Annotated in this window: 12 protein-coding genes; 6 read left to right on the forward strand and 6 right to left on the reverse strand. The window is 51.3% G+C overall.

Translation table 11 applies throughout. The annotated features are described in order from the left end of the window. The first annotated feature begins 52 nt into the window (after positions 1–52). From DXD78_RS10745 to pncB, 4 genes are all read left to right on the forward strand, one after another. Entirely contained in the window at positions 53–1,480 is a 1,428-nt protein-coding gene (locus tag DXD78_RS10745; RefSeq protein WP_008663462.1) for a TolC family protein, read from the forward strand. Positions 1,481–1,492: 12 nt separating this feature from the next. Continuing rightward, positions 1,493–2,488 carry an HlyD family secretion protein gene (locus DXD78_RS10750; RefSeq protein WP_009038534.1) on the forward strand — a complete coding sequence of 332 codons (996 nt, stop codon included), beginning with the start codon at positions 1,493–1,495 and terminating at the stop codon, positions 2,486–2,488. After that, positions 2,485–4,875 (forward strand): ABC transporter permease, encoded by a 2,391-nt coding sequence (locus tag DXD78_RS10755; protein WP_034529802.1) that lies wholly within the window; start codon positions 2,485–2,487, stop codon positions 4,873–4,875. The genes DXD78_RS10750 and DXD78_RS10755 overlap by 4 nt, the downstream gene beginning before the upstream one ends. 240 nt (positions 4,876–5,115) lie before the next feature. Next, the gene (gene pncB / locus DXD78_RS10760; RefSeq protein ID WP_005829296.1) at positions 5,116–6,300 is read left to right on the forward strand and encodes a nicotinate phosphoribosyltransferase; all 1,185 of its coding nucleotides are present in this window, start codon (positions 5,116–5,118) and stop codon (positions 6,298–6,300) included. Positions 6,301–6,331: 31 nt separating this feature from the next. Here pncB and DXD78_RS10765 read toward each other — a convergent pair whose 3' ends face one another. The 5 genes from DXD78_RS10765 to DXD78_RS10785 all read right to left on the reverse strand — a co-directional run bounded on the left by DXD78_RS10765 (position 6,332) and on the right by DXD78_RS10785 (position 11,015). Further along, positions 6,332–6,901, reverse strand: a complete 570-nt coding sequence (locus tag DXD78_RS10765) for a cob(I)yrinic acid a,c-diamide adenosyltransferase (RefSeq protein ID WP_009038536.1) — start codon at positions 6,899–6,901, stop codon at positions 6,332–6,334. Positions 6,902–6,904: 3 nt separating this feature from the next. Then, positions 6,905–7,498: a zeta toxin family protein gene (locus DXD78_RS10770; RefSeq protein WP_005829300.1), complete on the reverse strand. Its 594-nt coding sequence runs from the start codon at positions 7,496–7,498 to the stop codon at positions 6,905–6,907. Then, positions 7,498–7,695, reverse strand: a complete 198-nt coding sequence (locus DXD78_RS10775; RefSeq protein ID WP_005836934.1) for a hypothetical protein — start codon at positions 7,693–7,695, stop codon at positions 7,498–7,500. The genes DXD78_RS10770 and DXD78_RS10775 overlap by 1 nt, the downstream gene beginning before the upstream one ends. A gap of 141 nt (positions 7,696–7,836) precedes the next feature. After that, entirely contained in the window at positions 7,837–9,555 is a 1,719-nt protein-coding gene (locus tag DXD78_RS10780) for a fimbrillin family protein (protein ID WP_009038537.1), read from the reverse strand. Between the two features lie 50 nt (positions 9,556–9,605). Further along, positions 9,606–11,015: a cobyrinate a,c-diamide synthase gene (locus DXD78_RS10785; protein ID WP_009038538.1), complete on the reverse strand. Its 1,410-nt coding sequence runs from the start codon at positions 11,013–11,015 to the stop codon at positions 9,606–9,608. Between the two features lie 94 nt (positions 11,016–11,109). Between DXD78_RS10785 and DXD78_RS10790 the strand changes: the two genes are divergently transcribed. Both DXD78_RS10790 and DXD78_RS10795 read left to right on the forward strand, forming a co-directional pair. Further along, positions 11,110–12,540, forward strand: a complete 1,431-nt coding sequence (locus DXD78_RS10790; RefSeq protein WP_009038539.1) for an RNase adapter RapZ — start codon at positions 11,110–11,112, stop codon at positions 12,538–12,540. A gap of 25 nt (positions 12,541–12,565) precedes the next feature. Further along, complete coding sequence (locus DXD78_RS10795) at positions 12,566–13,306, forward strand: nucleotidyltransferase family protein (RefSeq protein WP_009038540.1); 741 nt, start codon at positions 12,566–12,568, stop codon at positions 13,304–13,306. Between the two features lie 95 nt (positions 13,307–13,401). Here DXD78_RS10795 and DXD78_RS10800 read toward each other — a convergent pair whose 3' ends face one another. Then, positions 13,402–15,087, reverse strand: a complete 1,686-nt coding sequence (locus tag DXD78_RS10800) for a putative transporter (RefSeq protein ID WP_009038541.1) — start codon at positions 15,085–15,087, stop codon at positions 13,402–13,404. Positions 15,088–15,209 lie beyond the last annotated feature (122 nt).

The following is a 15,209-nucleotide window of genomic DNA, read 5'->3' on the forward strand; positions in this document are numbered from 1 at the left end:
TTCCCACCTCCTCTTGTTTAGAGAAACAAGAACCCCTAAACCGAACGAACTTATGAATAATCTATTATGCCGGAGATTCTTTCCGGCTGCTGCCTGCGTGCTGCTTGCCATCGGTGGAGTGGCCGCACAAACCTCCCTTCCCCTTAGCTTCGGTGATGCCCTGAGGCAGATGCAAAACGGCAACCGCAGCCTGAAAATAGCCGACAAGGGAATTGAAGCCGCCCGTGCGGAACGTGACAAACTGAATGCCCTCTGGTACCCCTCCCTGCAAGGTGCCGGTACGTTCGTGCATCTTTCCGAAAAGATAGAGGTAAAACAGCCCCTTTCCCAGTTCACCGACCCGGCAAAGGACTTTGTGCACAACATCGTGCCGGACGACCAATTCATCAGCAGCATACTCGACCAGATAGGCTCCCATACCCTTGCCTTTCCACTGGCTCCACGCAACCTGACTTCCGTCGGCCTGACCGCCGAATGGGTCGTATTCTCCGGCGGCAAGCGCATCCGGGCCTCGAAGATAGGCAACACCATGATAGACATCGCCCGCGAAAACCGGGGACAGACCGATGCCACGCAACGCACCCTGCTGGCAGAAAGCTACTTCGGGCTGAAACTTGCGCAAGAGGTAGTACGCGTGCGGCAGGAGACTTACAACAGCCTACAACGCCATTACCAGAATGCCCTTAAACTGGAAGCTGCCGGCATGATAGACAAGGCAGGCCGGCTCTTTGCCCAAGTGAATATGGATGAAGCTGCCCGTTCACTGGAGGCTGCCCGGAAGGAGGCCTCCGTCGTGCAAAGTGCCCTGCGCACCCTGCTCAACCTGCAAGACACATGCAGCATCCATCCTACTTCGGAGCTTTTCATCAACAACCAACTGCCCGCCAAAGAGGAGTTCCTGCAAGCCATGCGGGTGGAGAACTACACCGTGAACCAACTGCAACTGCAGTCACAGATTGCCCGCCAGCAGCTCCGCATCGACCAGAGCGGCTACCTGCCGGACATCGCCGTATTCGGCAAGCAGACCCTCTATGCCCACGGCATACAAAGCAATCTTGTCCCCCGCACCATCGTAGGTGTGGGCTTCACCTGGAACCTGTTCGACGGACTGGCGCGTGAGAAGCGCATCCGCCAGTCGAAGATAGCCCAGCAGACCCTTGCCCTGGGACAAGAAAAAGCCAAAGAAGACCTGAGCGTAGGCATCGACAAGCTATACACCCAACTGCAAAAGGCACAAGACAACGTACGCGCCCTGAATACCACCATCGAGCTGAGCGAAGAGCTGGTGCGAATCCGCAAGAAATCCTTTGCCGAAGGCATGGCAACCAGTACCGAGGTCGTAGATGCGGAAACGATGCTGGCAACCGTCCGCGTGGCGCGTCTGGCAGCCTACTACGAATATGATGTGGCACTGATGAACCTGCTGGCTATCTGCGGAACGCCGGAACGGTTCGAGAAATATTTCGAGACAACTTATTAAAACCTACCCTTTATGAAAATCAATAATAAAAGCATCAGCATTGCATTCGTCATTATCCTGGCCGCAACGGTCATCATTTCGCTTGCCGGCATATTACTCATGAGCCGGCAGCCCCTGGTTCTGCAAGGACAAGTGGAAGCAACGGAAATACGTATCAGCGGGAAGCTGCCCGGACGTGTGGACTCCTTCCTCGTACAAGAGGGCGACTGGGTGAAGGCAGGCGATACGCTTGTCGTCATCAACAGCCCCACCATCGAAGCCAAATACCGCCAGGTGAATGCCCTGGAGCAGGTGGCCCAGGAGCAGAACAAGAAGATAGACGCCGGTACCCGCCGCCAGATTGTGGCCACCGCCCGGCAACTCTGGAACAAGACGCAGAGCGACCTTGCCCTCGCCAAGACTACTTACCAGCGCATTGTAACGCTTTATAAGGACAGTGTCGTCACCTCCCAGCGGCGTGACGAGGTGGAAGCCATGTACAAAGCCGCCCAAGCCGCCGAACGTGCCGCCTACGAGCAATACCAGATGGCCGTGGACGGAGCGCAGAGCGAGGACCGTGCCTCGGCCCGCAGCCTGGTGGAAGCGGCGCGAAGCACCGTCGATGAAGTCTCCTCCCTCCTCGTCGACTCCCGTCTCACCGCTCCCGAAGACGGCCAGATAGCCACCATCTTCCCAAAACGCGGAGAGCTGGTGGCCCCCGGCACTCCCATCATGAGCCTTGTCGTGATGGACGATGCACACGTGGTACTGAACATACGCGAGGACCTGATGCCGCAGTTCAAGATGGGAGGCACTTTCCGTGCCGATGTCCCCGCCATCGACGGCAAGGACATTGAATTCCGCATCTATTACATCAGTCCGCTGGGCAGCTTCGCCACCTGGAAATCCACCAAACAGACGGGCAGCTATGACATGCAGACGTTCGAGATACACGCACGTCCCACACAGCAGGTAGAGGGATTGAGACCGGGGATGTCCGTACTCTTAAAAATGAAGAATAAAAAATGAAAGATAAAGAATTTGGCTACGCAATGAAAGCGCTCCGCATGGTTATCCGTCGCGAATGGCACCGCATGACCTCCCGCCGTCTATACCTCGGCGTCTGCGTCGTGCTACCCTTGCTCTGTCTGTTCTTCATGGCCACCATCTTTGGAAACGGACAGATGGAGAACATTCCCGTGGGTATCGTCGACCTGGACAACACTGCCACTTCGCGCAATATCTCCCGACGCATCTCTGCCGCCCCCACCTTCCGTGTGACGGAGCATTTCACCGACGAAGCCGACGCCCGCCGGGCATTGCAACAGAAGGACATATACGGCTACCTCGTCATCCCGCCCCGCTTCGAACAGAAGGCGGTGACGGGAACTGGCGCAACGCTCACCTATTATTACCACTATGCCCTTCTTTCAGTAGGCAGCGAGCTGATGGCGGCGTTCGAGAATACGCTTGCCCCCGTGGCGCTCTCGCCCATCGTGATGCAGGCCGAAGCTCTGGGAGTCAGCGGAGAACAGATACAGACCTTTCTGCTCCCCGTAGAAGCCAGTACCCATCCCCTCTACAATCCGGACATGGACTACTCCATCTACCTGAGCCAGCCTTTCTTTTTCGTACTGTTCCAGATACTCATCCTGCTCACCACCGTCTACTCCATAGGCAGCGAACTGAAATTCGGCAGCGCCGGCGAATGGCTGGAGATGGCACGAGGCAATATCCTCACTGCCGTAGCAGGGAAACTGCTGCCCTATACCCTCATCTTCTCGTCCATCGGTATCCTGGCAAACTATGTACTGTTCGGCCCGCTACATATCCCCTTCGCTGGCAGTCTGTGGCTGATGAATGCAGTGACCGTGCTCTTCATCATCGCTACCCAGGCATTGGCGGTCTTTATCTATTCTGTCTTTCCCAAGATTGCCTATATCATCAGTGTAGTATCCATGGTGGGGTCGTTGGGGGCTACGCTGTCCGGAGTCACGTTTCCCGTTACAGCCATGTATGCGCCCGTGCATGCGGCCTCCTACCTCTTCCCCGTGCGGCACTTCACGGAGGCGGCACAAGCCATGATTTACTTCGATGCAGGATTTGCCTACTTCTGGCAGTCGGTAGCTACACTCTTCATCTTCCTATTGGCAGCACTGCTGATACTGCCATTGCTGAAATGGTGGATAAAAAAAGAGATAAGGGAAGAAGCAATCTCCGCCTCCCCATCACCTTGCCCACCTACCGCATTGTCAACAGCTTCCGTCATCCGCCACGAGTGGCATGCCATCGCCACCAATCCCGCCATCCTGCTCGTGCTGGCAGGCGGTATCTTCCTCTACGGACTGCTCTACAACTACATGTACGCCCCCAACCTGGTGCGCAAGGCTCCCGTCGCAGTGGTAGACCTCTCCCACTCCGCCCTCAGCCGCGAATACATCCGACTGCTCGACGCCACTCCCCAGACCGCCGTCTACGGCCAGACACCCAACATCCTCGAAGCCCGCCAATGGATGAAGCAGGGCGACGTGGCAGGCATCCTTTACCTGCCTGCCGACTTCGAGGCACGTGTGGCACGGGGCGAGACTTCGGTCTTCGTACTCTATGCCGCCACGGACGCTTTCCTCAACTTCAAAGGACTGCAAGAATCCAGTGCGCGCGTCATGCTTGCCGTGAACGATGCCCACCGCATGGAGGGCACCGTATTCCTACCTCCGCAAGGACTGCTGGCAGTGGCTTCGTCCGCTCCCGTCAGCGTGTCCGGCACGGCGCTCTACAACTATACAGAGGGCTACGGTTCCTATCTGATTCCCGCCGTCCTAATTGTCATCATCTTCCAGACGATGCTGATGGTGATTGCCATGCTGACGGGCGAGGAAGCGGAAGCCCGAAGAAAAGGAATACGGCTGATGCGTGCCGACTCATTGAAGGATACATTACGGATTGTCGGAGGCAGGACCTTCGTATACTTCATGCTCTACGTGGTGTTTTCCCTATTCCTGCTGGGACTGTTGCCGCACCTGTTCAGCATCCCACACATCGGCAGCGGAGGAGACATCGTCACAATGATGATACCCTTCCTGCTGGGCACGAGTTTCCTTGCCCTGGCCGTCTCCCGCTGGTTTACAGACTCCGAAGCGCCGTTGCTGATGATAGCCTTCTTCTCTGTGGGCTATATCTTCCTTTCGGGCGTGTCCTATCCGCTGGAGCTGATGCCGTGGTATTGGCAGACAGCCCACTATCTGTTTCCGGCAGGTCCTGCCGTACTTGCTTTTGTAAAACTGAATTCAATGGGTGGAACGCTGGCCGACGTATGGCCGCAGATGCTGACGATGTGGATACAAGTATTGGTCTATGGAACTTTGGCGCTCTGCACTACACGCCACCTCTACGGAAAAGGAAAAGTGAAGGCATAAAAAAAGGCTATCTATCCCAGACAGCCAATCTTTTGTTAACCTTAAATCTAATACTATGAAAAACACATTGCAAATGTACGGACTTCCCCGAAATATCCAAAATTTCTGTCCATGACGGTCTCATTTATAACATGGTTTAATAGGAATATGCCGTTGTTAACAGATAGAGGCTGATCAAATAAGAAATTTTCACTATCTTCATCCCCAAAATCGAACATCATAACTAAAGAATATTTTGCCATGATTCATACCATACTCGATACAGACCTTTACAAATTCACCACCTCGTATGCCTACATCAAATTGTTTCCCTATGCCATGGGCACTTTCAGCTTCAAGGACAGAGACGACACCGCCTATACGGACACGTTTCTGAAGGAACTGCAAGAGGCGGTGGACAGCCTGGCACAGACCGTACTTACTGCCGAAGAGCTGGAATACATGACCCGCCACTGCCGTTTCCTGCCGAGGGTCTATTGGGAGTGGCTCTCCTCCTTCCGCTTCCAGCCGGAGAAGGTAAGCATCCATCTGGACGAGGACCGGCACCTGAACATTGAAATCACGGACTATCTGTACAAGGCCACCCTTTACGAAGTCCCCCTGCTTTCCATCGTATCCGAAATAAAGAACCGTTCTTTGGGAAACGTGGCCGACATGGACGGCATACTCTGCAAACTGTCCGAAAAGGTGGCACTCTCCAACCGACACCAGCTGTATTTTTCGGAGTTCGGCACCCGGAGACGCTTCTCGTTCGAGGTACAGGACAAAGTCATAGACCGTCTGAAGGAAGCCGCCGAATACTGTACCGGGACTTCCAACTGCCACTTCGCCATGAAATACGGCATGAAGCCTATGGGGACGCATCCGCATGAATGGTTCATGTTCCACGGCGCACAGTTCGGCTACAAACACGCCAACTACATGGCCTTGGAAAACTGGGTGAACGTGTACGACGGTGACTTGGGCATCGCACTGTCCGATACCTATACCTCCGGCATTTTCTTAAGTAACCTGAGCCGCAAGCAGGCCAAACTATTCGACGGTGTACGCTGCGACTCCGGCGATGAATTCGATTTCACCGACAAGCTCGTTGCCCGCTACCGCGAACTGGGCATCGACCCTACCACTAAAACCATCGTCTTCAGCAATGCGCTCGATTTTGGCAAGGCACTCGACATCCAGGAGCATTGCAGGGGCAAAATCCGCTGCTCCTTCGGCATCGGCACCAATCTGACGAATGATACCGGATTCAAGCCCTCCAACATCGTAATGAAACTGACGCAATGCAAGATGAACGTCAACCAGGAATGGCGCGAATGCGTGAAGCTGTCCGACGATGCAGGAAAGCATATCGGCAGCGAAGCGGAAGTACGGGCATGTCTGTATGATTTAAGGCTCGGACAGCAAATAGAACCCCTATGCTGAAAACAGCTTCCCGGCGGTTAGCGATAAGTGCTTACTGTCTTTTCCTTTTGTAGGCAAACTCTTGCCATTTCTCCTCCGGCCAGTCCTGCCGCTGCATCTCCATGCGGGCCATGACGAAGAACAAGTCCGAAAGGCGGTTGATGAAGCGCAGAATATCCTCGTTCACGGGGTCTTGGCGATGGAGTGTCCACAAACGGCGTTCGGCACGGCGGGCCACGGTACGGGCAAACTGCAGTTGGGCTGATATGGGAGTGCCACCAGGCAAAAGGAAGTAGCCGTTGTCCGTCAGCAAGACGGTCATGGCATCCATCTCCTGCTCACAGCGTAGCGTGAGCTCTGCGGCAGAAAGCGGATTAGGATTTACCACTCCCGAGGGAGTGGCCACATGGCTCATTACCACCATCAGTTCCCGCTGGACAGCATGCAGCAACTCCTGCCAGCTATCTTCTGCCGAAAGCATGGAACGCACAATGCCAATCACCGCATTCAGTTCATCAAGGCATCCGTTTGCCTCGATACGGATATCGTCTTTCGGCACGCGCATGCCACCATGAATACCTGTTGTTCCTTTGTCTCCAGTTTTGGTATAGACTCTTTTCATTCTCTATTTGATAAGGAACTGTGCCCACTGCGGGATTTCCTCTACATATTGTTTGAAGAGGGTCCCGTTTACAGTGCGGAACAATAATCGAGGAATTTGATTTTCTATTGAATTATCGTAGACATATACCCTATCAACCAAGGATATTGCTTTGCCTATATTCAATAACGATTTATAATAACGGGAAATAATTTTGGAAATGGGAACTTCATGCCCTCCATTCAAATAGCGCTGTGTAATACGCCGTACATTTATCTCAGGATTATTTGTACAGACAAAAAAAATGCGAATAAAAAATCCTGCTTTTTTTGCTTCTTCAACAAATGCAAGTTTTTCGTCTGAGGAAAAGACTGTTTCAAATACAAAATCTTGCCTTTTCCTTAAACACTCATAACGCATTTTAGTCGCCAATTCTGCTGCCTTCAATACTGCAACGGGAGAATTCCAATCACCATATTGTTCTTGCGCTATATTATCAGGATTAATGTAAAGGCTATTTTCTGCCCATTCATTATGAAGCAGTTGCACTGTCGTAGAAGTTTTACCCGAACCATTCGGACCAGCTACTATACAAAGTGTCGGATTTTTTTCGTTCATCACATGGATATATCACTTACATTTTTAGCTCTATATGCTTTCAATTTTTCTCTCACCTCTTGCATTCTCCGCTCCAATTCTCTTTTTGCCTTGCGAGAACTTTCACGGGCCGCAACAGCCACTTGTTCCATCAAAGCATGCAGTTGTTCATCAGTAGGGTCTTCCAAAGAAGACAAGCGATAAGTATTCAGTTTCATAATCAATATATTTAAATGAAAACAAAGATACTCCACTATTTCGAGAACACAAACGAAATTACATAAAATATCAATGCGCTATCCGGACTTTTTCATAATGAATTCAAACTTAGATTAGGACTATTTTTAATCAAGGAATGATTAAAATGCAAAAAACGGCCGGACATGCCATGCAGAAGTCTTATTATATCCTTGTAAGCAAACCCTTTCCCACTTATATAAGGGATCATCAATATGCCAGAGAAGCATCCAGCTTCTATCTTTATCATATTGAGAACTGCAACTGAAACCAAGTCTGTAGTTCACGTTAAACTGCGGTAACGATTTACCAACTTTGAATAACTGTCCTTCTAATTTATCTAACGTTTCCTGTCCCCACTTTTCATCTTGTAAACCATTACCGGTATTGTGTTGGAAGTTTTCCGGAGATCTTCCACAAATATTCACCAACATATCAAACCATTGCCCTATACTTGGCAGAAACCACGGACTGCGTTCAATCCCATCCGGTACCTTATTGCTGTTATTGTAAGTTTTCACCAGATAAAAAGCACGACAGTCGCTTACAAAAGATGCATCACCCTCATGATTTGCCAGCATCTGTAAAGTTTCAGAGTAGCCATTCATGTTATTCTTGATTCTACTAAAATCATGCTTTGACTTTACATCAGCTATTGATATTGTGTCAATACCCACTTCGATTAAATCCACCGGTCCCCAATTCCCTTCTTTCAAACTATCCAACATCATCACATAGGCATGATTCCATCCCTTTTCATTGCACTTCTTGTCTGTCATCCTTTCCGGATCGCAAGTAATTACCATTCCGATAGCATTTTTATAATCATAGATTTTCCCATCTTCTTCCAACATTCCATTTCCTGGATGTACCTCTATTCTTCTATCGATTTCGTTCTGAAAGATAAAATCCCCGGGATAAAGCTTTCTTTCTATACTTCCTTTACCGGGTACGGGACTGATAACTTTCAGAGTATAGCATTTTCCAGAAACAAGAGTAATGGAGCTGCCCGAATAATTTATCTTTATATTCGTATCATCTCTTCCATTGGTAGTCGTATAGTTTCCGGTAACCCGTGCATTTGCTTGTGGCGGAACAATGGCACAATATTTCAAAGAATCTATCTGATATGGAGTAATACCATTCAGACTCACATTAATAGCTACCGAGTCTGTTCCTAAAACCCTCGATTCCATATGGTAAACAAAGCCTGCCTTTTCAGGAGCAAAACAACCTACGTATACTTGCGGTTGCAACACAAGCAATGCAAACTGGTGTTGAAACTGCAAGCTCAAGATTATTCCGGAAGAATTGTCAATAGCAGGTACGCCGGTGGCAATCAACAAGTCGCTGACAATATGCTTTTCTGTTGTGGACTGGTCTTTCGAAGGTTGCAGTTTTTCATTCCCGGTCAGTGAGGCAATAGCTCCGTCCATACCCTTTGAGACATCTATTGTGATATTCCTCCTATATGGATAGTATGCGACATAACTCACTCCATCATACCAATAAAGTGTACCATTTCCCACCGGATTCCAACTGCCGCTTGACCTATTGTAAACCAATTTGGCATTATCAATATCATCCATTATAGCACCGTCCTTTATGGCAAAAACACCAATCGAATCACCATCGACAAACTCCATTTTAAGATGTTCATCCTTTACAGAGGTACGTGTAGAGGACTTTCCTGCATGGGATAACTCTTCAAAATCAGCTACTATAGCCCGGATTGTAAAGGGGACTCCCTCACAGCCCGTAGACCTTTTCTCTATCGCAAAGATACAAACAAATTTGGAATATAAATATGCAGAAATACCGGGACTTTTCAAGCAAAACATGAAAGGAAAAAGAAGGAAAGTCCAGCAGATTCAAAAGATGTTTTACAAGATTAGGCTCCACCGAACAAAGACATCACATCCATCTCGCCCCAATACAGATGTGTATAGCTGGCAATCAGGTTCTTATAACGAAAAATGGGAGTAGCGACCTTCTCTCCTCTGGCATTGAAAACCTGCACTATCGAGGGAGTAAGACTGTACGCACCACTTTCTTTTCCACCAGCTTCGGGCACAGCAAGCTGCGTATAATGGAATTCGTGTCCTTTAAGCCGCCATCCGTTATAGTCGAACCGACGGTATCCCAATGTCAGTTTCCTGCGTTTACGCTCGTTCGTGATGCTGAAAGGTAATACTCCCACCATCTCATTTCCGACATTGCTTACACTGTTCCCGGTGCTTCTTCCGTCTGTATCACTGCCTCCCCCGTCCGTATCCCCATCAGAAAGAACGGACTGCGAAAGATATATCATCCCCCCGCATTCTGCCAGCGTCCTGCCACCAGCCTCTATATAGCTGCGGATAGACTCCCTGGCAAGCCTTGCCCCGGCAAGTTCCTCCAGACGGTTCTCGGGATAGCCGCCGGGCAGATAGAGCAAATCCGTCTCTTGCGGAATAGCCCGGTCCTGCTCCGGATTGAAGAAAGTGACCGTGCCCATACAGCGCAGAATATCCAGATGCTCCGCATAGAGGAAGGAAAAGGACTCTTCGTTGCGCGCTACCGAGATATGCAGCTTCCCCGGCTCTGATAGTACCGACTTCTCCTCCACAGCCGCCGCAGGCAATGGAAGCCCGATTGTCGAGAGTAGCAGTTCCCAGTCCACATGTTCCTCCAGCAAGCCTGCCAGCATGTCCAGCCCCTCCGTCTCCTTAGAACGGCTGAAATCCAGCCCCAGATGGCGTGACTCCTGCTCCAGTTCCTTCCGTTTGGGCAGATAGCCCAGACAAGTCACGTTCAAGTCTTCACAGACCTCCTGCAGCATCCGGTAGTGGTGGGGTGAGCCGACACGATTGAAGATAACTCCCGCAATACGTATATCCGGACGGAAATTGATGAACCCCGACAACAAAGGAGCCATGGAATAGGCAGCCGACTTGGCATCGACCACCAGCACCACAGGAATACCCAAGAGCCGTGCCACTTCTGCCGACGAGCCCCGGTCGCGGTCGTACCCGTCGTACATCCCCATCATCCCCTCGACCACGGCAACATCAGCATCTGCCGAATAGCGTGCATACAGACTGCGGACATGCTCCGGAGATGCCATGAAAGTATCCAGATTGATGGAAGGACGGCCACATACCGCCTCGTGATACTTAGTATCTATATAATCGGGACCGCACTTGAAAGGCTGCACCTTCAGACCTTTCTTCACAAACAATGCCATCAGTCCACGACTGACGGTGGTCTTTCCACTGCCCGATGTAGGGGCGGCTATGAGAAACTGAGGAATGGAATCCATTATGAAGCTATCAAATTAAATATTTTCCTCCTGCAAAGGTAAGCATATCTCCGACAAAAGTTTTATCTTAGCTGCGAAAATAAAACATACCACCATGATAACCGAAGAACTTAAGAAACTCTACATCGCACATACCGGACACGAACCGGAACAGATTGACGAACTCCCCTCCTCCGGCTCCAACCGCCGTTACTTCCGCCTCATCGGAAGTCCTACACTTATCGGCGTCAGCGGAGAGTCTGTGGAGGAGAACCGCGCCTTCCTCTACATGGCAGAACATTTCCGCCAGAAAGGACTGCCCGTACCGCAAGTGTTCATCCGCTCCGAAGATGATATCTATTATCTGCAAGAAGACCTGGGCGACTCGCTCCTATTCAATGCCATCGAGAAAGGCCGCAAGACCAGCGTATTCGGTGAGGAAGAGAAACAGTTGCTGCGCAAGACCATCCGTCTGCTGCCCGCCGTACAGTTTGCCGGAGCCGACGGCATGGACTTCTCCTACTGCTACCCGCAGGCAGAGTTCAATAGCCGCAGCATTCTGTGGGACTTGAACTACTTTAAATACTGCTTCCTCAAGGCTACGGGAATGGACTTCCAGGAAGACCGGCTGGAAGACGACTTCCAGAAGATGGCAGACGTGTTGCTCCGTAGCAGCTCCGCCACCTTCATGTACCGCGACTTCCAGAGCCGTAACGTTATGATAAAGGACGGCGAACCGTGGCTCATCGACTTCCAGGGCGGACGCAAAGGTCCGGTCTACTACGACGTTGCCTCCTTCTTGTGGCAGGCCAAAGCAAACTATCCCGACAGCCTGCGCCAAGAGTTGCTGAAGGAATACATCGACGCCCTGCGCAAGTACCAGCCCGTGGACGAGGCTTATTTCTATGCCCAGCTTCGCCACTTCGTATTGTTCCGCACCATGCAGGTGCTGGGTGCCTATGGTTTCCGCGGTTACTTCGAGAAGAAGCCCCACTTCATACAAAGTGTCCCCTTCGCCATCGAGAACCTTCGCCAACTGCTCCAAGAACCTTATCCAGAATATCCCTACCTCTGCCGGATTCTGCGCGAACTCACCGATCTGAAACAGTTTACAGACGACCTGCAAAAGCGTCGCCTCGTGGTGAAAGTCACCAGCTTTGCCTACAAAAAAGGTATCCCCGAAGATTCCACGGGCAACGGAGGAGGTTTCGTCTTTGACTGCCGCGCTGTGAACAACCCCGGCAAGTACGAGCGTTACAAACCCTTCACGGGACTGGACGAACCCGTTATCCGCTTCCTGGAAGACGACGGCGAGATAGCCGTATTCCTGGAGCATGCCTACGCCCTTGTCGACGCTTCCGTGAAGCGCTACATGGAACGCGGCTTCACCAATCTGTCTGTCTGCTTCGGCTGCACCGGCGGACAGCACCGCTCCGTATATTCGGCACAACACCTGGCGGAACATCTGCACAAGAAGTTCGGCGTGCAAGTGAACCTGATACATAGAGAACAGAATATTGAACAGACGTTTAAGGCCAAAGTTTAATGTGCTAATGTGAGAATATGCCAATATGAAAGCCATGATTTTCGCCGCCGGCCTGGGCACCCGGTTGCGCCCCTTGACGGACAACATGCCCAAGGCCCTCGTTCCCGTAGCAGGAAAGCCCATGCTGGAACGGGTGATACTGCGGTTGAAGGAAGCAGGATTCAACGAGATAACGGTCAATATCCACCACTTCGGGGAGCAGATTATCGACTTCCTCCGTGCCCACGACAACTTCGGCACGGAGATTCACATCAGCGACGAACGCGGCATGCTGCTCGACACCGGAGGAGGCATCAAAAAGGCACGCCCCTTTCTGGACGGACAAGAACCTTTCCTGGTGCACAACGCGGATATTCTGACGGACATTGACCTTGCAGGTCTCTACCGCCACCATCTGGAGAGCGATGCGGAGTCTACCCTGCTTGTGAGCGAGCGCAAGACTTCCCGCTATCTCCTTTTTGACGACGACTACCACCTGCACGGCTGGATAAACAAGTCCACCGGAGAGGTGAAACCGGCAGGCTTCGACTACCGGGAAACGAAGTACCGGGAACTCGCCTTCGGAGGTATCCACATCATCTCCCCCTCCCTCTTCCACCTGATGGACGATGGGCAGTGGAACGGCAAGTTCTCCATCATTCCTTTCTACTTGTCCGCCTGCACAAAGGTGCACATACAAGGCTATCCGCTGCAAGGATTCCGCTGGTTCGACATCGGCAAACCGGAGACACTGGCACAAGCGGAGGAATACTACAAACAAAAATAACAAGTAATGTAAAGCAGCCTAACATTACTTGTTAGCTCCCTTTACATTACTTGTTATCAAATCAACCTATGTACCATAGATTATCTATGGTGAAACTACGCCAACGCCAGTATCAGCAACTGAGCCGTCAGCACCCGCAGGAACATAGCCAGCGGATAGACTGTGGCGTATCCCACCGCAGGGGCATCGCAGGATGTCAAGTCCGAGGAATAGGCCAATGCAGGTGGATTGGTGTTAGCTCCGGACAGCACACCTATCAGCGTATAGTAGTTCAGCTTCCAGAAATAGCGCCCCATGAATCCTGTCACCAGCAACGGGACAACCGTGATGATGGCCCCATAGCCAATCCACACATAGCCGCCTTCGTAGATAATGGTATCGATGAATCCCTTTCCTGCACCCAACCCCACGCAGGCCAGGAACAAGGCGATACCGATTTCGCGTATCATCAGATTGGCACTCATCGTCGTGTAGGTTATCAGCTTATATTGAGGCCCGAAACGGCTGATGAGGATGGAAACCACCAACGGTCCGCCGGCCAGTCCCAGTTTCACGGGTTGGGGAATGCCGGGGAACATGAACGGCAGACTGCCCAAGATACATCCCAGGGCAATACCCAGGAAGATAGGAATCAAGTTGGGATGGTTGAGACGCTTCAGCGAGTTACCCAGCACCTTCTCCGCATGGCTCACGGCAAGCTCACTGCCTACAATCGTCACACGGTCTCCCATCTGCAACTGCAAGTGGGGAGTTGCCACCAGGTCCACGCCCGAACGGTTGATACGGGTGATGCAGGCACCGAAGTTGTTACGTATCTTGAGCTGAGACAGAGACTTGCCGTTCAGTTCCGGCTTGGTGATGAGGATGCGGCGTGAAATCAAGTTCTTGTCCTCCCGTTCCCACTCCACCGAAATTTTTCTTCCGAAGAAGGCAACAATGGCCTCCACATCTTTCGGGTTGGCAATGAACAGAATTTCATCCTGCATGTGCAGCACCGTATCGGCATTCGCCAGTTCTGTTTCCTGACTGCCGGTGTGCCGGATGCGGGAGATGACAAACGCACGGTTCAACAATGGTTTCACATCTCTGATCCGCTTGCCGTCTATTGCCTCATTGCGTATCTCTACCGATATGGGACGCACGGTCAGCTCCTGCAGATGACCCAGCCCGTGCTCGGCATCCTCCTCTTCTTTTTGGGTGTTAATCCGCATGAAAATCTTCAAGGCTAGCAGCGCCAGGATGCAGCCCACCACACCCAGCGGATAGGCAACGGCATATCCGAGTGCGATTTCCGGAGCATCCACCCCGTTGAGGTCACTGTTTGCCTGCTGGGCAGCACCCAGACCGGGGGTATTGGTCACGGCTCCGGACAAGATACCCACCATCGTAGTAATGGGGATTCCGGTGGCAAAGTGCAACACAATGGTGATAACCACGCTGAGGAAGACGGAAAGCATTGCTACCATGTTCAGCGTAAGTCCGCCCTTCTTGAAAGCGGAGAAGAATCCCGGTCCCACTTGCAGACCGATGGAATAGACAAACAGTATCAAGCCGAACTCCTTCAGGAAGTGCAGCAGATGTTCGTCGAGGTTCATGTCGAAATGTCCGAAGACAATGCCCACAAACAAAATCCAGGTGACACCCAGCGAGATGCCTGCCACCTTCAACTTGCCCAGCATGATACCGAAGGTGATGACCAGGGACAGAATTAGGACAGAGTGTGCCACTCCTCCGCCCCAAAGATTGGGATAACCCTCAAAGAGGTTTCTTAATAGTTCCATAGTTTCTATCTTTAGTTTTTACTTTTCAGCCTTATTGTTTAATTCTTAATTCTCTATTTAAAAAGTGTATCCCCACAGAAATCACTTCTCCGGGGATACGCATTTCACACATAAAAAATAAC

The organism is Bacteroides sp. D20 (assembly GCF_003436255.1).
In the GTDB taxonomy this organism is placed as follows: domain Bacteria; phylum Bacteroidota; class Bacteroidia; order Bacteroidales; family Bacteroidaceae; genus Bacteroides; species Bacteroides uniformis.